Here is a 19142-nt window from a genome sequence, read left to right on the forward strand (position 1 = left end):
CGAACTGCTTTTTATTTTACACAAAGACGTTTTTTTTCAATTTTTTCCTCTTATTGGTCACTACACTGGCCGCATAACCAATTCAGAGGGAAACAAAAAATGAAAAGAGCAGATTATTTCAATCAAGCACCACAATTAATTCAACATTTATTAGGTCAGGAAGAGCTACTTAAACAACAAGCCGAAGCCACTTTCGGACTTAAAATTTGGGAGCTTGTAAAACTAAGAGCATCACAGCTAAATCAATGCGCATTTTGTATCGCAATGCACACAACTCAAGCTACTGATAGCGGTGAGTCAACAAACCGTATTATCGGTCTTAGTGCATGGAAAGACATGACATTTTACACGACTAAAGAAAGATTAGCGCTTTCGCTATGCGAAAAGTTGACAAACGCAGAGGTAATTGAAGATACTTTCTACCAAGAGTTAGCGTCTGAGTTTGACGACAAGAGCCTAGTAACACTAACTATTGCGATCAACGCTATCAACAGCTGGAATCGCATAGTTAAGATGTTTAAACCAACAGTTGAGTTTAATGATAACTGATTTATGTCTTAGTATGTATCGCCCAGAGGGTGAAATAGCAAATTATGTGCAAGCTGTTTGGTTTGCACAAACATCGCTTCAGGGCGAAGCATGGCTACCAAGTGATGGTGCTAATGGCATCATCATCCCCATTAGTGGTGAAGTATGGCTAAATAATAACAGAGTCACTGCTCCTTTTTATATTCAGCCAACAGCAACAAAGTCAGTAAAAGTATTTTATTCGGAAGCGACATGCTTCTGCGGTATCCGTTTCAAGCCTGCTGGGTTTGCATTTTTAGAAGCAGTTAACCATCCTCTAGTTGACCCCTGTAAAATAGCAACTATGGTCGAAAGCCTGCAATCTCATGCTAGTTTTGAGTTACTTTTGACGCTGCTACATCCAATGCTTTCAGTGCAAGTACCCCAACATCACTCAGCCTTGTACACACAAACTCTACTCAGTCATATCGCAAAATTAACACCTCTCGATGAAGCATATACTCAAACTCCAATCGGTAAACGTCAATTAGAAAGAAAAGTTAAGCTCCACTGTGGGATCACCCCAAAGCATCTCGCACGCATCTATAGAGCGCGACAAGCAAGACAGAGATTAAAAGAAAACCCAAACATAAATCTTGCCCAACTTGCCCTTGAGTGTGACTACGCCGATCAAGCCCATCTCATCCGAGAGTTTAAATCAATCATGCAAATAACCCCTGCAAAGTATAAAAAGCTACTGCAAGCCTCAACCGTAACCTAAGATATTACCTGCATAAAAAATCCATGTTCCTCAGTGCAGAATTAGCGTGTTGACCTCTTTTAGGTATGTAAATTGCTGTGAGTATATAGCCGGCCACTTAGCGTTTATCCTTCGTAACATAGCAATCGATACACTCTCCCTCGCAACTAATGCGCCCCCTCCAATTGATATTATGCGACAAGCGCACAATTTCAATAATCGCTTTTTGAAGATAATAACGCCTGCTTATTTGGTTTCTTTTTTAACTCAAGCTAAACAGTCTCACGATGGTACTTTACATGTTGACAAGTCGCAGTAATATTGCTTGATTTTTAGCGAAAAATGCGTATTTCTATAAGTGTTGTACTTATTATTTGAAATCAGGTTTTGCTATGTGGACACAATCTCTTACTGTTGTTTAGATGTATTGTACTCGTCGTCGATTTTTTAAGGGCTTCACCCACAGGCACTAATTCTCTGTTCTCGGTCTAGAAAGTTATCACCCTCACTTTTTAACTGAAGGGTGACGGATGAGCTTTTTTGATAAAGCCTCATTTATTACTAAGGATTTAATTCCAGCGATATAAAACACCATTAGTTGATTTTTTTCTCATTTCCTTAATTAATTCGTTGCTCAAAAACAAAGAGCTATTATCCTCACTCCTAAATATATGTGTACTTTCATTGGTGTGTGAATCATTATCACAACCTACAACGTAAAGATAACAATAGCTCAACTCTAACTCTGAAAATTTTAATTCTACAGCACCTTCTTGAATTTCAATATTACTTTTTAAAAAAGGCGATAGTTTCTCTAAAATTCTATTATTTATAAAAACTTTTGGAAATAGGTAAAAGTCAAAGACCAAATCAGGGGGAGCTAACTCCCCTTTTATGTTTTCTTTTAGTGGGAAAGTGCTTAGTGACTTTACACTTAATTCAAAAAAACCTTCCATTAAAATAACTCCGGAACTTTTCCATCTTCATAAATTGGCTTGACTAAAAGACTTGAATCATTATTCGTTGATAAGTAGGTCAATAACTCTTCACCGATTTCTTTAGATACGATTATAGTACCTTCAGCTTCTTCAACCATAAAAATGTGTTTTTTATGTTTCGGGATCTTTTTTAACTTCTCTAAATCAAGGTATAAGGATAATATCTTTATATGATTCTTCCTTTTAGGGAAAACAAAAATATCACTTTTCCCCATATCTGCACATGGAATTTTATTTTCAAACGAAATTAAGCTAAATTTACATAGAGTCTCAGAGCTTTTGTCACTAATTGATATAGGAAAAAATCGACACCGATATGGGTTATATTTTGAAAGAATCATCGAGATATCTTCCTTGCAAATAACTTCCCCTATAAAATGGAAATCTTTGATCGATTTTAATGTGTACTCTTCCTTTAATTTTATAATTTTTTTGACGCTCACATGAGGATATCCTAGGTGGCAATAGTAATCAGCTCTATCATTTGTTGTAATTGAACTGTTATTGCTCATTAAATTTTCAAATATCAAATAGTACTCTGCTATCTTATCTACACCCATAATTGCCTATATTTTCACATTGAATTCTACTTTTCTCGTATTATATTATAATTCTAAATAATATTATTAATATTTCCTCCCCAGAGAGGCGAATAAGTCCCAAATCCAGATTACAAACGCACCTCTCTTGGTTAAAAGGCAAGTAAATCTATTGCCTGCACTAGCCAAAACGCAAACTTAGTTAATAAACAACAAAGAAAAGTCCCTTAGCAAGTGGCTCCGATCTAGATTCTAATCTATGCGGGATATTTGCATTAAAAGTAGTTAAACAATTTTGTTGTGCACTTATTTTATTGCCTGCTACATAAATATCTAATTTGCCTTGCTGCAACCATAGGTGTTTGATGGAACCTCTCACATTAGCTGAAAAGGATGTTTTGCCAGCCTCATTAAAATAAAATTGATAAATTTCAGTAGTAAATAAACCACTTTGCTTTTTCAATATATGGCAGGTAAATGGGCTGTCAACTTTACTGATAATATTATCTTTTGTTGCTCTAGAGGTACTGATATTCAAAGCTCGTCCGGGCGGTTGAACTAATGTTGCTAGCTCATAGTTCATGGCTTCTGCCAGTTTTGCCAGTACCGCAATTGTTGGTACGGTTTGACCTGACTCAATTTGAGCTATCATTGAGCGACTAACACCAGATCTATCCGCCAATGCTTGTAAGCTTGTGCATTCAGCAGAACGATAGCTACGGATCAACTTGCCTATGTAATCGAAACTTAAACCATCACTCATAATATTAACTCTCGAATTTCCGTTATATTGGATATTTAATCCAACATATTACACGCATTTACTGTAAATGATAGAGTGGAGCTGAATAAAACATATACAAGGTATGGACGATGCTATTAAAAGGTAAAAAGATTTTAGTGACGGGCGCAAGTTCAGGAATAGGTATGGCAGCAGCTAAGTTATTTTCTTCAGAAGGCGCATCTGTCGCACTAGCGGCACGTAGAAAAAATAAGTTAGATGCGTTAGTTGCAGAAATAAAAAGCGCAGGTGGCATCGCAGTAGCGATTGAGGCCGATATATCTAGAACTAAAGGTGTTACAGAAATGATGGAGCAAGCAGTTAACCGTTTAGCTGGTCTTGATGGCGCATTTAATAATGCAGGTACCATAGGCAATTTTTCCCCAATGTTGAATCAGTCTGAGCAAGATTGGGATGAGACGATAAATGTGAATCTAAAATCGGTCTGGTTCAGCAGTCAATGGCAGATGAGATACTTTCAGACCAATGACATCAAAGGCTCGATTGTAAACACTTCCTCATGGTTAGCTTCCGGTGCCTTGTGTGGTTCGAGCGTATATTCAGCATCCAAAGCTGGCATTGACGCATTTGTTCGCGCAGCTGCTATTGAGGTTGCCAACAGCGGCATACGTATAAATAGTGTGAACCCTGGTGGCATCAATACCGAGATGACAAGAGAAGCATTTAACCATGACAAACTTATTCTAGATATGTTTTCACAACAGCATCCAGCAAAACGTTTAGGTGAGCCTACTGAAGTTGCCGAGCTCGCCTGTTGGTTGCTTAGCGAACGTGCAAGTTTTGTTAACGGCCAAGCAATCCATGTTGATAGTGGCTACACCATAGGTGGCCAACGGGGCAGTTAGCTGCGTTGTTTAATAGCTGTATTACCCAATAAAAAACAGGCTTAAAAACGATATTAGAAAACCAAAGTAGAGAAATATTTATGTTTAAAAAGATACTAGCCATTTCCTTATTGATAACCTCAATTTCCTCGTCACATGCCACTGAGGGCAACTTTTCAATAACCAAATTTAGGGCGGAGAGGGACATTAAAAAGGTATTAACCCTTACACAACGCCAGCAGGCTATTGTAAAAATATCTGCGCTGTCGGCTCTTGAATTAACAGAAGCCCTTCAACAAGTTGTCGCTACATCATTAGAAAAAAAATTTATAGGGCAGCAAGATGTGGTGCTAATTTTAACTCAGCTTACTTCATACTATGGCTTTCCCCGGGCAGAAAAATCCATTGATGCACTTGCTTCTTCAATTGATAAACATTTATCATTCACATTACCACCCGATACAAGTAAAGCGCGATATAAGAAAGGAGTAGAAGAGTATACTAAGCTGGATAATAATGGGTATCAAACAATTATTACAGCATTTAAACCTATGTCAGTAGGGTTAACAGATACGACTTACCAACTATTTGGTGATGCTTTTGGTATACCAGGGCTTACAATTAAAGAGCGGCAATTAGCGACAATTAGTGCACTCGCCGCACTGGGTACAGCAAGACCTCAACTTCAATATCACTTAGGTACAAGTATACAAGTAGGCTTAACTAAAGCGGAAATAATGGATATGGTAATATATATGCAATTTTTAGCTGGCATGCCAGCTGCTTACAATGCTGCTCTGGCGGCAAAAGAAGTGTTTGCAGCAAAGTCAGAAAACCCTTATACGGACTAACTTGTACTAACTCTACAACAAGCGCTGCTGTATTGTGGCGCTTCGATAATAAAAACGCAAAAGCCACGAGTAATTGACGATTTGTAATTCCAAACTACTCAGCTTCGATATGTTCAGTAGGAAAAGTAATAGTAAAGCGGCTCCCTATTCCCTCTTCACTTTGCACCGTAATACTTCCACGATGTTCCTTTATAATTGCATGTGTGACAGCAAGCCCCATCCCCGTTCCTTCACCCACAGGCTTGGTAGTAAAGAATGGGTCAAATAGTCGATTTATAATATCTGGGTCAATGCCAATACCATTGTCACTGATACTCAAAATGACTTCTTTGTCATTGCCCGGTGCAAGCAGAACTTCTATTGTTTTATGGGGCTTATGATCCCTATCAACCGCATACTTGGCGTTTGCAAGTAAATTAATGATGGCTTGCTTTATAGCACCATCCTTACCAAGGATTGGCGCAACATCTTCAATAGCAATGACTAAATCGTAACTTTTAAGCTGTCCACTCAGTAAGCGTAACGTGTCTTCTACTATAGGTTTTAGTGCAATGCTTGAGAAGCTATCATTATTTGAACGCGAAAAATTCATCAAATCACTAACTATGATTTTTATACGTTCACAACCGTGTAGCGTATCGTTGATGAGATCTGGTAGATCTTCCGAAATATCATTGAGCCGTTGAGTAACATACGCCTCTTTTAGTTGCGTACTTAGCATCTGATCGTTGTCAGTATGTCCTGCCATACTCGCTAAATTAAGTAGTTCTTGTAATGCAGGTAAGTAGTGATTTAGAGACTCAAGGTTACCTCTAACGTAGGCTAGAGGGTTATTTAATTCATGAGCAACACCAGCAGACAAAGAACCCAAGGTCGCCATACGTTCATTATTAATAAGCACAGCTTGCTGGTTCTTTAGCTGCTCCAATTGGCGCTCTAGTGTTTGATTGGCAAGATATAAGGCTCTGGTTTTTTCTTCAAGTAAAGACTCTACTTCATCTCTCGCTTGCTTTTCGCGAAGGTACGCTTTTTTGTAGTCATTAGGATCAGACATCAACTTAATCCAAATGCAAAATCAGTACACAGTGATCGGCGCCTTCGTGCATACATTGGGGGTGCTCTATTCTGAGTACTCTATTATAATGTTGCGCTGCACCATGGAGGAGGCCTTCCGCGCAAAAGCATAGCTTTCGGTTTGACTTGTACTTGAGTATGATGGTTTTATCGTTTTCAATAGTTGTGGTGATGGAAGGCAAGTTAGGTTCGTCATATAGCTTTTTAACTTCCATGTGAATGACGCTGTCAATCGACACCACCAGCTCTTCAAATGAACTAAACTTAGACGAAATCCCCACATGCTTTTTAGCCAAAAATCCAAACAAAGACTGTCCAAATATCGCTAATACTTCGGTTAATGGTTTATCAAGTTTACTTGCGACTCCTTGAGCTAATGCAAATAATTCCTCGTCTGGATATGCCGTGGGCGACACATATACTCTCCCCTGCGGCGCGTAGGTTTCAAGTAATTCATCCCACTCCTGCATACCGATGGTTTCGATGGCTAACTCTTCTAGACCTCTGAACACAACACCGCGCATCACGCTCTCCTATCACAAGGTTATACTGTTTTTTAATTCAATATTTGTCAGGTTAAGAGAGTAGTGTTGATACCAAGTGTATTACTGTTGACATATACAACCAACAAACAGCATGCCTTTTGCTGCACTAGAAAGAGATATATACCCGTCTTTAGTCAGACACAGCGCAGTACTATCAACAAGGTAAACTCCAGTGAAAAGCACTGTAAGATTAATGCTTTATTCTGCCAATTTTACTGACTTTGGCACATTCTGTTCATCAACTTGATTGACTCATTGGTTTAATTCTACTCACTCTTTAGCAAAGCACTCAGTGCCACATTAAAAGCGTGACTTTCAAAAGGTAGTGCACTTTGTGCTTTATGTAAGTGTAGAACATGAATAAAGAAATACAGTATATTTCTACTCGTTCACTGATGTATTCGCCGCATCGCCAAGTTCAGCTTCTTCATCACTTTGACTGTCTAGTGTAATTCTCTCAAGTCCCGACATGATAAGTGGAAGATCCTGCTCATCATTATGCCTGAACAGCTTTTCCTTAATACCCTGATAATAGTTACTAACAATTCCTGCTAGGTTGTTTTCCATCCAGGTCTCCACTGAATCAGAGCGCTTAAATGCTTCTGGATTTTCTTCAACATCTTCTAATACAGATAACCACATGTCTAATTCAGCCCTGACAGGCATTCCCTGTGACTCTTCCATCACGTCATTCATCCAGCCTAATCCTTGGTTTTCATAGGCTTTAATTAACTGTTTATATAAACGGCTTTTTTCGTTGTCATCGGCGGGTTTACCCTCAAACTTTATATACTCTTGATTATTTGTTTTAAAATACTCTGTATTCTCATTTTCATAATTGAGCTTACTGAGTCTTGCAAATAAATTACCGGGCTCCTCAGTATCTATTTCGCTCAACATTTCCATAAAACTTGTACGATCATTTGGCTTCACTAAAGTCGCCATATCCAATAGACCTCGACTCGTGTCAAAATCAGCACTAACGAACTTAGCATTGAGGTCTAAAATTTCTCCGTCAGAAAACTTATTACTAATAACAAATTGAGCAAAATCATTTAAAAGCTGATTGTTCATATCCCCATATGTATTTACATGTTCAAAAATGCCACTTTCGGTATATTGTAAGTCCGTGTCTACTCGGCCATCTTCATCAAGTAAATAAGGTGGAAAAACGGGATCCTCAAACACTTTATTATCGGCTTGCTCCATTAATTTAGACATCGTCTGAATGGTGTCTTGTAACACCTCATCACTCATACCGTTAAGTTTGTTTATTAACTCTGTTGAATAGTCATTTCTACGTTGTTCAAAGCTATTTACCGATAGAGACTGGACAATAAAATCCGTTAGTTGTCCTAGCTCCTCATCACTCAGTCTATTGGCAACATCAAGAAGCGCTTGTGTTGGTTTGAAGTGCGCAAATTCAAATTGTCTTTCTTCACTTAAACGATCGAATATTGACAAGAATTCATCAATTTTTTCTCGCCCTTCAAAGTCACCGTAGGTATCTTTATAAACGCGCCCATTTTCATCTGTTCCAATGTGCTCTCGATGAATACCATAATGCTGTAATCCGATTGTCCTAAGCTCAATACCACGGATCATTCGAGGATCATAAGTAACTGGAGGCTGAGTGTAAGAAAAGTCTATAGTTAAATTGCTATTACTTTTCAATAACTCAGAGTTATCGTCATTTTTTTTATCATTTGCGAATGCTGTCAGTGCCTCAGTCATTTTGTCTGATGAATTCGACGCGCTCACTTTCACATTACTTGTATGGAGTTGTGGCTTAATGTTCATAACTTGGATCCTTGTTATGGTAGCAACTGCATTAATTTTCTGCTCAACTTTGAAAACAATACGGTTTTATCTCAATACTTGCTCCATTTGCGCAAGTAAATCACACGCTAGCCCCGTTAAAAACTTCTTATTTAAAACACCGTAGTTATCGGCAATATAACTCTGGTTAGGCTAGCGCTTGAAGAGCAAAAAACCATTGCTACTAAAACTATTTTTTCATTTCAAATTAATGCGTTTGCGTAATGAAGTTATTACAAAATCGGTTGGCGCAAGCGCCATTACCTTTTATCGACAAAGACAGAATAAACTTTACCCAATTTGTTCCTTTATTTAAGATCCAACTAATATCTGTCATTAAGACTTTATACATAATTGTGTATCTTTTCAGAGGTAGTGGTCGCAACCTTGTTCGTAAAGCTCCAGTGGTAAACCGTCTGGATCGCTGAAAAAGGTAAATCGTTTACCCGTATATTCATCTATTCGAATGGGCTCAACAGCGACTTGATTCTGTGAAAGATGCGCAATACAAGCATCTATATCATTCACCCTAAATGCTAAGTGTCTCAATCCTTGCGCTTCTGGATGTGATATCCGTCTTGGTGGATTTGGAAACGAGAACAACTCAATTTGGCTGCCGTCAGGTAACGCCAAATCTAATTTATATGATTCTCTATCTTTGCGGTAATTTTCATTAAGTATACGAAGACCGAGTACTTCGGTGTAAAACACCTTAGATCTTTGGTAGTTGGAACAAATAATGGCGGCATGATGTATTCCAGACAATTTCAAACATTTCTCCTCGAGCATCCAATATCTTTAAAATAAAAAAGCGGTAATTTACATTACCGCTTCACACACTCAAATAGGAACTTGGAATACACGCTGTAAAACCAAGCCTTTTCGTTACAAACGAATACCGCCATCAATTTCGACGACACGCCCTGTAAAGAAATCATTTTCAATAATATATTTTGCGGTATGGGCAATTTCTTGCGCTTCACCAAGACGTCCGACTGGTTTCATTTTTACCAAACGTTCTTTTGCTTCAGGCTTCATTGCATCAGTCATCTTTGTTCGGATAACACCTGGGGCGATTGCCCCTACTCGAATACCAAAGCGACCTAATTCTCTCGCCCAGCTCGTTGTCATCGCAACGACACCTGACTTTGCCGCTGAATAGTTGGTTTGCCCCATATTACCAGCGCGTGCAACGCTCGACATATTTATGATCACACCACCATTACCAGCTTCTACCATTTTGACAGCAGCTTCACGGCCGCACAAGAAAACACCGGTTAGATTAACATCAATAACGGACTGAAATTGCGATAGCGACATTTTATCAATAATTTGACCATCTTTCGCTTTGAGTAACAAACCATCACGCAAGATACCCGCATTGTTTATTAATACTGAAATCTCACCAAAGTCACTGACAATGGCGTCAAACACATTTTCCACGTCCGATTCTTGACTCACATTGGCAACATAAGTTTTGACTTTTGTACCAAATTGCGCCAGTTCGCTTTTCGCTTCTGTAAGTACATCTTCTTGCATATCAATTAGCGCAAGATTTGCACCTTGCTTTGCCATTTCAGTCGCCATTGCAAGCCCTAAGCCTTGCGCACCACCGGTGATCACAACTGTTTTACTGTTAATATCCATAATGTTCTATTTCTCTGAATAAAGCTTAAAAATCGCGCTAAAGTCTTCATTGCCTTTACCCTGATTTTGCATCAGGTTATACAAATTCTTTGCAAGTGCCCCCATCGGCGTCGCTGAATTTGTTTGCTGCGCAGATTGCATCGCAAGGCCAAGATCTTTAGCCATTAAATCAACCATAAAGCCCGGCTTATAACCGTTCGAAGAAGGCACATTTTCTAGTACATCAGGACATGGGTTGTATAGCTCTAGCGTCCAGTTACGACCAGAGCTGTTTAGCATAATTTCGCTCAATACTTTAGGATCTAAACCATGATCTACACCCATTTGCAGCGCTTCACTTGTGCCCGCCATCAGTATTGATAACAGCATATTGTTACATATCTTAGCGACTTGTCCTGCGCCAATGTCGCCTGCATGGAAAATGTTCTTACCCATATTGGTCAGTACCACATGCGCACGTTCAAAGTCTGCTTTATTACCGCCGACAATAAAAGTTAAGGTACCGGCCGCTGCACCTGCCACACCGCCAGACACAGGCGCATCGACAAATGAAATACCCGATTCTGCTAATGTTTTCCCAACAAACTGAGCGGATGCAGCATCAATGGTAGAGCAGTCAATCACCTGTGTGTTTTTAGACAAATAGTTAATGAGTCCATCTTCAGCTGTATATACCGTACGCACGTGTTTGCCTGCAGGTAGCATGCTTATCACATAATCTGCTTCACGGCACACATCGCTAACAACCGCCGCCTTTGTTGCACCACTTGCCTCAAGTGCCGCTACAGCCTCAGGGTTCAAATCAAAAACACATACTTGGTGGCCAGCCTTTAATAAATTAAGGGCCATTGGAGCACCCATGTTACCTAAGCCGATAAATCCTACTTGTGCCATTTATGTCACTCCTTATAAGTCACGCAAAGGATGATCGTTTTCATCCCATCGAGGTGCGAAAAAACGTTCTATTACGTCATTAGGAACCTCTGCAACCGATTTAAATCGCCAATTTGGTTTGCCATCTTTATCGATAAGCAGCGCACGAACACCTTCTTGAAACTCACCAAACTCGCCAGCAGTCACCGACATTCCTAATTCTTGCTTAAAACAGTCTTTAAGTGTTTTACCTTCACTTCTAGCAAGCTGTGCTTTTACCAGTGCGGCACTCAATGGTGAGCCATGTTTTAACGCCATTTGAGCTTTGCTCAACCACTTGTTGTCAGTACTATCCAGTCCTAAAATAAAATCAACCTGCTCTGATAAATCATCTTTCTCATCAAGCGCTTCGAACGCTTTAATCAGTGGTTTAATTTCGCTTTTTGGTGGTGCATGGGAAGCCTCATCTAGAGATAACAACAACTGAGTCAGCTTTTCGTGGTTTAGCACGTTGGTTTTTCCCCAGTTGACTTCACCTAAGTTTTGTAAAAGTAAGCCGAGTTTTTCTGAGTCCATAAAGTGATCGGCAAGTCCAACCAACTTGGCATCCGAAGCGTTAATGTTTGCAGCTGTGAGTCCCAAAAACAATCCAACACCTTTTGGCATCTTATTGAGGAAATAGCTACCGCCAACATCAGGGTATAAGCCAATGGTGATTTCTGGCATAGCAATACGTGAAGTCTCTGTCATCACTTTATGACTTGCGCCAGCCGTTAAGCCTAGTCCGCCGCCCATGATGATGCCATTACCCCAAAGTAGGATTGGCTTATCATAGTTATGGATTTGATAATCCAACCGATACTCTTCACCGAAAAAAGTTTCGATTAATGCGTTACTCGTATCTGATGACATTTCACGATATAAACTCACTACATCGCCGCCAGCACAAAACGCTTTTTCTCCAGCTCCTTTTAATACCACCATTGCAATTTGTGGGTCGTTTGCCCAAATATCCAGTTGTGGTGCAAGCAAACGGATCATATCGAGGTTTAAGGCATTTAACGCTTTTGGTGCATTTAATGTCGCCAGCGCTATCTTCATCCCGTTATGGCATGTTGCTTGTTCGAATAAAACCGGTGCCTCTTCGTGATTTATTAACTCGAATTCAATCATTAGCCATTTACCCAATTCGCTTTGCGTTTCTCTAAAAATGCGTTTACGCCTTCTTTTTGATCTTGGGTATCGAATAAGGTTACAAAGAGTTCACGTTCAAGAGGCAATGCACTGTTGATTGTGCCTGTGCGGCCTTTTTGAATAAGAGCTTTACAAGCCGTCACTGCAACAGGGCTTTGATCTTCTACTTTCTTCGCCAGTTCGAGCGCAGCTTCCAGCGCTTTACCCTGCTCGACCACTTCTTCAACTAAGCCAATTTGCTGTGCTTTGTCGGCTTTTAAGCGTTCGCCGCATAAAATCATACGCTTTGCCCAGCCTTCGCCTACAAGCCATGACAAGTTTTGTGTGCCGCCAGCACAAGGCAACAATCCGACTTTTGCCTCAGGGAGTGCCATTTGTGCTTGAGCTTCGGCAATGCGGATATCGCACGCTAGTGCGACTTCTAAACCGCCACCCATTGCAAACCCATTGATGGCAGCAATGGATACGCCTCTAAAGTCGCTGAGTGTTTCAAACGCTTCGCCAAATACTCGAGACATGTCCGCAGCAACTCCTTTGTCACCGTCGGCAAATACATTGAGATCCGCACCGGCTGAAAAGAACTTTTCGCCTTCGCCAGTGATCACTAAAGAATAGATTTCTTTATCCGCGTTCAATTCGATTACTAGATTTTTAAGTGCAGTTAGTGTGTCTTTCGTCCACGTATTCGCAGGTGGATTTGACATAGTAACAACAGCAGTATGGCCTTGTTTTTCGAGTTTTAATTGTGCAGTCATGATGCTCTCCTTATAGGACGCTTGCCGCGCCTTCAGCTAAGATCCGACGTGCAATAATTACACGCATGATTTCGTTTGTACCTTCAAGGATCTGATGAACACGTACGTCACGTAGGTGGCGCTCCAGTGGATACTCTTTGATGTACCCATAACCACCGTGAATTTGCAGTGCATCGTCACACACCTTAGTGCCTACATCAGTGGCAAATCGCTTTGCCATAGCGCAATAAGTAGTCTTTTCTGGGTCATTGCTATCGAGTTTAAATGCCGCCAATCGAACCATTTGGCGCGCAGCCACAAGTTCTGTATTCATATCTGCAATTTTAAATTGTAGTGCTTGGAACGCCGCTAACGGTTTACCAAACTGAGAACGTTCCTGCATATACTGCTTGGCGGTATTGAGTGCCTGCTGGGCTGTACCAATCGAGCAAGTTGCAATATTAATGCGACCACCATCAAGGCCTTGCATCGCAAATTTAAAGCCTTCGCCTTCTTGGCCTAACAGGTTTGCAGCAGGGATCCGGACATTTTCAAGCGTGATAAGGCGCGTAGGCTGTGCATTCCAACCCATTTTTTCTTCTGCTTTGCCATAAATAACGCCTTCAGCATCGGCAGGAACAACAAAGGCTGAGATACCTTTAGGGCCTGCTTCACCTGTTCTTGCCATTACCACTAATACGTCCGTTTCACCTGCCCCTGAGATAAACATTTTAGAACCAGACAAGACATACTCATCACCTTCTTTTATCGCTTTTGTTTTGAGTGATGCAGCATCTGAGCCAGATCCTGGTTCTGTTAGACAGTACGAGGCCAATAATTCACCCGTTACTAACTGATCCATATACTTTGCTTTGGTTTCGTCAGTTGCAAAGCTCGCTATCATCCACGTTACCATGTTATGAATAGTCAACATGGCGGTTGTCGCTGTACAACCCATTGAAAGCTGTTCGAAAATAATACTTGAGTCAAGGCGAGATAAACCCAGACCACCTGCCTCTTCTGGTGTATATAGACCGCAAAAACCAAGCTCACCTGCTTTTTGAATTACGTCTTTTGGAAAAATGTGCTCTTGATCCCATTTTGCAGCATGTGGAGCAAGCTCGCTCATTGCAAATTGGTACGCCATGTCGGCAAATGCTTGTTGATCTTCGTTTAGGTTAAAGTCCACGGTAGACCTCTCTTGCTGTTCTGACACCCTGAATGTGTGTCGGTAATTCTTATCGTTTTGGTAAAAATAAGCGTGCTCCCCCTGCAGAGCACGCTGCGCAATATGAGTTATCTAAGGTTGATACTCATATTTGGACCACTGACGGCCTCATCGTCAAACCAGCGTGAGGTAATCGTTTTGGTTTCGGTATAGAAACGCACGCCTTGCTTACCATAGGTATGTTGGTCGCCGTAGAATGAGTTCTTCCAACCGGTAAATGAGAAGAACGGCAATGGCACTGGAATAGGAATATTAATCCCTACCTGACCCACTTCAATTTCACGCTGGAACTTGCGTGCTGCGCCACCGCTTGCGGTGAATAATGAGGTGCCGTTACCGTACGGGTTGTTATTAATAAGGGTAATTGCTTCATCTAAACTATCGACAAATACACAACAAAGGACTGGGCCAAAGATTTCTTCTTTGTAGATATCCATGTCAGTTGTGACGTTTGAAAACAGGGTTGGACCTACCCAGTTACCGTTTTCATAACCCTCAACGGTAAACTCAGAGCCATCTAGCAAACACGTTGCGCCTTGCTGCTTACCACTGTCAATCAGCGATAGAATGCGCGCTTTAGCCTGCGGCGTCGTTTGCGGACCATAAGCAGCTTCTGGATCATCCCACACGCCAGGACGAACCTTCGCCATGGCGTCTTTTAGTTCATCGACCCACTGTTGTGATTGCCCTACAAATACCGCAACTGAGATCCCCATACAGCGCTGACCACCCGCGCCAACCGAAGAACCAACAAGGTTATTGATCACTTGTTCTTTTTTCGCATCTGGCATGATAACCATATGGTTTTTCGCACCCACACACGCTTGAACGCGTTTAAGATTCTGCGTACCTTTGCTGTAAATGTACTGACCGACACCACAAGACCCCACAAACGAAACCGCACGAATTTCCGGCGCTTCAAGAATTTGATCAACCTGATCTTTACTCCCGTGCACAACTTGAAGTACGCCTTTTGGTGCACCGGCTTCTTCAAACAATTCAACCAAGCGCATTGGCGTGAGTGGGTCTTGCTCTGATGGTTTAAGTACAAAGGTGTTACCACATACAATTGCCATTGGGAACATCCACAGCGGGATCATCGCTGGGAAGTTAAATGGCGTAATACCAGCACAAACGCCTAGTGGTTGGGTATATGAATAGGTGTCGATATTTCGGGCAACGTTTTCTACCGTCTCGCCCATCATCATTGAAGGGGCATTACATGCTTGCTCGACCACTTCGATACCGCGCCACACATCCCCTTTTGCATCTTCAAACGTCTTGCCTAATTCATGACAGATTATGGTTGCGATTTCTTCTTGATGCTCCTTAAGTAGCGCCGCATAACGCATCATAATTCGCGCACGCTCGGTTACCGGCACATTACGCCACGTTTTAAACGCTTCTTGAGCTGAATGAATTGCAGCTTGTACTTCCTCGTTAGTCGCACAAGGCACTTTTGCTAATACTTCTTGATTAGCAGGGTTAACAACGTCTAACCATTTGTCAGACTGAGACTGTGAAAATTCACCGTTGATGTATAAAGGTACTTGGTGCATGAAGCACTCCTCCCCATAAAACGAGTTAATGCGCTGCGTGAATGATTAGAATTATGGAAGACGCAGCGCCCCTTGGAACGAAATAAATTGCTGAGACTTACACTTCTACTGCGAGTGCGACAGCTTCACCACCACCGATACATAGTGACGCCACGCCTTTTGATAAGCCACGGTTTTTCAGTGCATGGATAAGTGTAACTAAGATACGTGCACCGCTCGCGCCGATTGGATGACCAAGCGCACAAGCACCACCATTGACGTTGACTTTATTGCTATCTAAGTGCATTTCGTTGATAGCCAACATAGTCACCATGGCAAACGCTTCATTGATTTCCCAAAGATCAACGTCGGCAGTCGACCAACCTGCTTTTTCAAGCAGCTTATTCATCGCACCGACTGGCGCAACGGTAAATTCAGCTGGCGCTTGTGAATGAGTCGCATGAGCAACAATCTTACAAAGTGGTGTCAAACCGTGCTTTTTCGCTTCTGTTTCACTCATTAGAACAAGCGCTGCGGCACCGTCTGAGATAGATGATGAGTTAGCCGCGGTGATCGTGCCATCTTTTTTAAATGCTGGACGAAGTGATGGAATTTTATCTGGGCGGGCATTACCTGGTTGCTCGTCAGTATTTACCTCAACATCCCCTTTGCGCGTGCTAATCACATGAGGAGCAATTTCATTGGCAAAACTGCCATTTTCGATTGCCGCATTTGCTTTACTCAATGAGCCCAAGGCAAATTCGTCCATGTGCTCACGAGTAATGCCATATTGGTCTGCTGTATCTTGCGCAAAGCAGCCCATCGCCTTGTTGTCATAAGCATCTTCTAAGCCATCAGCCATCATATGGTCTTTGATTTCGCCATGACCCATACGCATGCCACCACGGGCTTTTGGAATAAAGTAAGGTGCATTAGTCATGCTTTCCATGCCACCTGCGATGGCAGAATTAATGCTACCTGAGCGGATGAGATCATGCGCGAACATCGCCGCCTTCAGGCCTGAACCGCACACTTTGTTGATTGTCGTCGCTCCTGTTGAACGGGCAAGACCTGCGTGTAGCATCGCTTGACGTGCTGGCGCTTGACCAAGACCTGCGGGTAACACGCACCCCATGATCACTTCATCTATACTGGCGTCATTGAGACCTGTTTCATTCATCACTGCTTTAATAGCAGTGGCGCCTAATTCTGTGGCAGCAGCGCCAGATAGGCTTCCCATAAATCCACCCATTGGTGTACGCTTAGCAGCGACGATGACAACAGCTTCGTTACTCATTGCAAAACTCCTGTAGACAAGCCATGCTTTGGCTCATTAATATTTAACTCTGTATTCGAGCATACATAATATTTACGTTTACGCCAACGTAAATCTAAAATCAAGGCAAATGAGATTGCTGCAACTGTAAAGATTAATTGCACATATTTATTGCCAACGCCTATTCTGGCTAGCTCCAGTTAAGGTTTGATGACATTTCATACAAGCCTAATTGCTGCTTTTATAAGACTAAAGCAGGATCTATCATTCTTACTTTACCTTTACGTAAACTTCACTTATATTGGTCTAATCAGTGACGTTGTAAGTGTAAATAGAAATGCAAGAAATAAATGAACCAACCTATTCAATCAGCGAGTTAGCTAAAGAATTTGATATTACTACTCGCAGTATTCGTTTTTACGAAGATCAAGGACTACTTTCTCCTAAGCGTCAAGGACAAACGCGTATTTACTCCAAACGCGACAAAGTCCGTTTAAAACTTATCCTTCGCGGAAAACGCCTTGGCTTTACACTTGCTGAAACTGGCCGCTTATTTGAGCTTTATGATGCCGACAAGTCGAGTGAAAAGCAGCTTAAAACCATGTTGCAACTCATTGAAGAGAAAAAAGCCGATTTAAGCCAACAAATGGACGACATCAAAGTTGTCTTAATGGAATTGGTAACGGCTGAACGTCGTTGTCGCGATACATTACACGAGCTCGAAAAATAAACTCTCACAACAGGATGAATACCGATGAGCACAGTATCTTTATATAAAGAATTGAACTTTGGACTAGGTGAAACAGCAGACATGATCCGAGATCATGTCAATAGTTTTGCTACCAGCGAAATTGCCCCACTGGCTGAAAAAACAGATCAGGAAAACGCGTTTCCGAACGAGATGTGGCCAAAGTTTGGTGAAATGGGTCTACTTGGGATCACCGTCCCTGAAGAATTTGGCGGCTCAAATATGGGATACCTTGAGCATGTAATTGCAATGGAAGAGATCAGTCGTGCAAGTGCCTCAATCGGCTTAAGTTACGGCGCACATTCAAACCTCTGTGTAAACCAAATTAACCGCAACGGTAACCAAGCGCAGAAGGAAAAGTACTTACCTAAGCTTATTAGTGGTGAGCACATCGGTGCCTTGGCAATGAGTGAGCCAAATGCAGGTTCTGATGTCGTTTCAATGAAGCTGCGTGCTGAAAAGCAAGGTGACAAGTTCATCCTGAACGGAAATAAAATGTGGATCACTAATGGCCCAGATGCAGACGTTTTTGTTATTTATGCAAAGACAGACGTCAATGCAGGACCTCGTGGGATCACAGCCTTTATCGTAGAAAAAACCTTCTCCGGTTTTTCAACAGCACAAAAGCTAGACAAACTCGGCATGCGTGGCTCAAACACTTGTGAGCTGGTGTTTGAAAACTGCGAAGTACCCGCTGAAAACATCCTTGGTGAATACAACGAAGGCGTAAAGGTGCTGATGAGCGGCCTTGACTATGAACGTGTGGTATTGGCCGGCGGCCCGCTGGGTATCATGCAGGCTTGTATGGACGTAGTAGTCCCATATATTCATGAGCGTAAACAATTTAACCAGTCAATCGGTGAATTTCAGCTAGTGCAAGGTAAAGTTGCTGATATGTATACGCAAATGAATGCAGCACGCTCATACGTCTATACTGTAGCAAAAGCCTGTGACCGTGGCGAAACCACGCGTAAAGATGCCGCAGGGGCAATTTTATATGCCGCAGAACTTGCAACCAAACTTGCACTTGATGCCATTCAATTACTAGGTGGAAACGGCTACATCAACGAATACCCTACAGGCCGCCTACTTCGCGATGCCAAGCTCTATGAAATTGGCGCTGGTACGTCTGAGATCCGCCGTATGCTTATCGGACGTGAGCTGTTCAACGAAAGCCGCTAGGAGC

General features: G+C 41.7%; 20 protein-coding genes. 6 read left to right on the forward strand and 14 right to left on the reverse strand.

Translation table 11 applies throughout. The annotated features are described in order from the left end of the window. The first annotated feature begins 99 nt into the window (after positions 1-99). Both F9Y84_RS02585 and F9Y84_RS02590 read left to right on the forward strand, forming a co-directional pair. On the forward strand, positions 100-549 hold the full coding sequence (locus tag F9Y84_RS02585; RefSeq protein WP_125254315.1) for a carboxymuconolactone decarboxylase family protein: 450 nt from the start codon (positions 100-102) through the stop codon (positions 547-549). After that, entirely contained in the window at positions 539-1288 is a 750-nt protein-coding gene (locus F9Y84_RS02590; protein WP_125254316.1) for a helix-turn-helix domain-containing protein, read from the forward strand. Before F9Y84_RS02585 ends, F9Y84_RS02590 begins: the two co-directional genes overlap by 11 nt. A gap of 548 nt (positions 1289-1836) precedes the next feature. Here F9Y84_RS02590 and F9Y84_RS02595 read toward each other — a convergent pair. The 3 genes from F9Y84_RS02595 to F9Y84_RS02605 form a co-directional block, all read right to left on the reverse strand. Beyond that, positions 1837-2223 (reverse strand): hypothetical protein, encoded by a 387-nt coding sequence (locus F9Y84_RS02595; RefSeq protein WP_147390017.1) that lies wholly within the window; start codon positions 2221-2223, stop codon positions 1837-1839. After that, positions 2223-2825, reverse strand: coding sequence for a hypothetical protein (locus tag F9Y84_RS02600; protein WP_147390016.1), 603 nt, complete (start codon positions 2823-2825; stop codon positions 2223-2225). Before F9Y84_RS02600 ends, F9Y84_RS02595 begins: the two co-directional genes overlap by 1 nt. Positions 2826-3006: 181 nt before the next feature. Next, positions 3007-3567, reverse strand: coding sequence for a helix-turn-helix domain-containing protein (locus F9Y84_RS02605; protein ID WP_147390015.1), 561 nt, complete (start codon positions 3565-3567; stop codon positions 3007-3009). Positions 3568-3677: 110 nt separating this feature from the next. Between F9Y84_RS02605 and F9Y84_RS02610 the strand changes: the two genes are divergently transcribed. Both F9Y84_RS02610 and F9Y84_RS02615 read left to right on the forward strand, forming a co-directional pair. Then, positions 3678-4451, forward strand: a complete 774-nt coding sequence (locus F9Y84_RS02610; protein WP_128729702.1) for an SDR family NAD(P)-dependent oxidoreductase — start codon at positions 3678-3680, stop codon at positions 4449-4451. A gap of 80 nt (positions 4452-4531) precedes the next feature. Further along, positions 4532-5281 (forward strand): carboxymuconolactone decarboxylase family protein, encoded by a 750-nt coding sequence (locus F9Y84_RS02615; protein WP_147390014.1) that lies wholly within the window; start codon positions 4532-4534, stop codon positions 5279-5281. 94 nt (positions 5282-5375) lie between these two features. Here F9Y84_RS02615 and F9Y84_RS02620 read toward each other — a convergent pair whose 3' ends face one another. The 11 genes from F9Y84_RS02620 to F9Y84_RS02670 all read right to left on the reverse strand — a co-directional run bounded on the left by F9Y84_RS02620 (position 5376) and on the right by F9Y84_RS02670 (position 17229). Continuing rightward, positions 5376-6335, reverse strand: coding sequence for a sensor histidine kinase (locus F9Y84_RS02620; protein WP_147390013.1), 960 nt, complete (start codon positions 6333-6335; stop codon positions 5376-5378). 4 nt (positions 6336-6339) lie between these two features. After that, positions 6340-6879 carry a heme NO-binding domain-containing protein gene (locus F9Y84_RS02625; protein WP_125254321.1) on the reverse strand — a complete coding sequence of 180 codons (540 nt, stop codon included), beginning with the start codon at positions 6877-6879 and terminating at the stop codon, positions 6340-6342. A 402-nt stretch (positions 6880-7281) separates the two neighbouring features. Further along, the gene (locus F9Y84_RS02630) at positions 7282-8700 is read right to left on the reverse strand and encodes a hypothetical protein (protein WP_147390012.1); all 1419 of its coding nucleotides are present in this window, start codon (positions 8698-8700) and stop codon (positions 7282-7284) included. Between the two features lie 384 nt (positions 8701-9084). Beyond that, positions 9085-9489 (reverse strand): SMU1112c/YaeR family gloxylase I-like metalloprotein, encoded by a 405-nt coding sequence (gene gloA2 / locus F9Y84_RS02635; RefSeq protein WP_125254323.1) that lies wholly within the window; start codon positions 9487-9489, stop codon positions 9085-9087. A gap of 114 nt (positions 9490-9603) precedes the next feature. Continuing rightward, positions 9604-10365 (reverse strand): SDR family oxidoreductase, encoded by a 762-nt coding sequence (locus tag F9Y84_RS02640; RefSeq protein WP_147390011.1) that lies wholly within the window; start codon positions 10363-10365, stop codon positions 9604-9606. A 6-nt stretch (positions 10366-10371) separates the two neighbouring features. Next, positions 10372-11259, reverse strand: coding sequence for a 3-hydroxyisobutyrate dehydrogenase (gene mmsB, locus F9Y84_RS02645; protein ID WP_147390010.1), 888 nt, complete (start codon positions 11257-11259; stop codon positions 10372-10374). 12 nt (positions 11260-11271) lie between these two features. Beyond that, on the reverse strand, positions 11272-12411 hold the full coding sequence (locus tag F9Y84_RS02650) for an enoyl-CoA hydratase/isomerase family protein (protein ID WP_125254326.1): 1140 nt from the start codon (positions 12409-12411) through the stop codon (positions 11272-11274). Beyond that, positions 12411-13187: an enoyl-CoA hydratase gene (locus F9Y84_RS02655; RefSeq protein ID WP_039497662.1), complete on the reverse strand. Its 777-nt coding sequence runs from the start codon at positions 13185-13187 to the stop codon at positions 12411-12413. Before F9Y84_RS02655 ends, F9Y84_RS02650 begins: the two co-directional genes overlap by 1 nt. A gap of 10 nt (positions 13188-13197) precedes the next feature. Further along, complete coding sequence (locus F9Y84_RS02660) at positions 13198-14355, reverse strand: acyl-CoA dehydrogenase family protein (protein ID WP_147390009.1); 1158 nt, start codon at positions 14353-14355, stop codon at positions 13198-13200. A 107-nt stretch (positions 14356-14462) separates the two neighbouring features. Then, positions 14463-15953, reverse strand: a complete 1491-nt coding sequence (locus F9Y84_RS02665; RefSeq protein ID WP_128729694.1) for a CoA-acylating methylmalonate-semialdehyde dehydrogenase — start codon at positions 15951-15953, stop codon at positions 14463-14465. A 97-nt stretch (positions 15954-16050) separates the two neighbouring features. Continuing rightward, positions 16051-17229 (reverse strand): acetyl-CoA C-acyltransferase, encoded by a 1179-nt coding sequence (locus F9Y84_RS02670; protein WP_128729693.1) that lies wholly within the window; start codon positions 17227-17229, stop codon positions 16051-16053. 316 nt (positions 17230-17545) lie between these two features. Between F9Y84_RS02670 and F9Y84_RS02675 the strand changes: the two genes are divergently transcribed. Beyond that, entirely contained in the window at positions 17546-17938 is a 393-nt protein-coding gene (locus F9Y84_RS02675; RefSeq protein WP_099643874.1) for a MerR family transcriptional regulator, read from the forward strand. A gap of 24 nt (positions 17939-17962) precedes the next feature. After that, positions 17963-19138 carry an isovaleryl-CoA dehydrogenase gene (locus F9Y84_RS02680; RefSeq protein WP_125254331.1) on the forward strand — a complete coding sequence of 392 codons (1176 nt, stop codon included), beginning with the start codon at positions 17963-17965 and terminating at the stop codon, positions 19136-19138. The last annotated feature ends 4 nt before the right edge of the window (positions 19139-19142 follow it).

Origin of the sequence: Pseudoalteromonas peptidolytica (assembly GCF_012641745.1) — a bacterium.
Lineage (GTDB): Bacteria > Pseudomonadota > Gammaproteobacteria > Enterobacterales > Alteromonadaceae > Pseudoalteromonas > Pseudoalteromonas peptidolytica.

Coding starts and splice junctions, on each gene's coding strand:
- F9Y84_RS02610 (WP_128729702.1), top strand. CDS start 3,678: ATGCTATTAAAAGGTAAAAAGATTTTAGTGACGGGCGCAAGTTCAGGA.
- F9Y84_RS02615 (WP_147390014.1), top strand. CDS start 4,532: ATGTTTAAAAAGATACTAGCCATTTCCTTATTGATAACCTCAATTTCC.
- F9Y84_RS02665 (WP_128729694.1), bottom strand. CDS start 15,953: ATGCACCAAGTACCTTTATACATCAACGGTGAATTTTCACAGTCTCAG.
- F9Y84_RS02680 (WP_125254331.1), top strand. CDS start 17,963: ATGAGCACAGTATCTTTATATAAAGAATTGAACTTTGGACTAGGTGAA.
- F9Y84_RS02585 (WP_125254315.1), top strand. CDS start 100: ATGAAAAGAGCAGATTATTTCAATCAAGCACCACAATTAATTCAACAT.
- F9Y84_RS02590 (WP_125254316.1), top strand. CDS start 539: ATGATAACTGATTTATGTCTTAGTATGTATCGCCCAGAGGGTGAAATA.
- F9Y84_RS02670 (WP_128729693.1), bottom strand. CDS start 17,229: ATGAGTAACGAAGCTGTTGTCATCGTCGCTGCTAAGCGTACACCAATG.
- F9Y84_RS02620 (WP_147390013.1), bottom strand. CDS start 6,335: ATGTCTGATCCTAATGACTACAAAAAAGCGTACCTTCGCGAAAAGCAA.
- F9Y84_RS02655 (WP_039497662.1), bottom strand. CDS start 13,187: ATGACTGCACAATTAAAACTCGAAAAACAAGGCCATACTGCTGTTGTT.
- F9Y84_RS02605 (WP_147390015.1), bottom strand. CDS start 3,567: ATGAGTGATGGTTTAAGTTTCGATTACATAGGCAAGTTGATCCGTAGC.
- F9Y84_RS02640 (WP_147390011.1), bottom strand. CDS start 10,365: ATGGATATTAACAGTAAAACAGTTGTGATCACCGGTGGTGCGCAAGGC.
- F9Y84_RS02595 (WP_147390017.1), bottom strand. CDS start 2,223: ATGGAAGGTTTTTTTGAATTAAGTGTAAAGTCACTAAGCACTTTCCCA.
- F9Y84_RS02650 (WP_125254326.1), bottom strand. CDS start 12,411: ATGATTGAATTCGAGTTAATAAATCACGAAGAGGCACCGGTTTTATTC.
- F9Y84_RS02600 (WP_147390016.1), bottom strand. CDS start 2,825: ATGGGTGTAGATAAGATAGCAGAGTACTATTTGATATTTGAAAATTTA.
- F9Y84_RS02630 (WP_147390012.1), bottom strand. CDS start 8,700: ATGAACATTAAGCCACAACTCCATACAAGTAATGTGAAAGTGAGCGCG.
- F9Y84_RS02625 (WP_125254321.1), bottom strand. CDS start 6,879: ATGCGCGGTGTTGTGTTCAGAGGTCTAGAAGAGTTAGCCATCGAAACC.
- F9Y84_RS02675 (WP_099643874.1), top strand. CDS start 17,546: ATGCAAGAAATAAATGAACCAACCTATTCAATCAGCGAGTTAGCTAAA.
- mmsB (WP_147390010.1), bottom strand. CDS start 11,259: ATGGCACAAGTAGGATTTATCGGCTTAGGTAACATGGGTGCTCCAATG.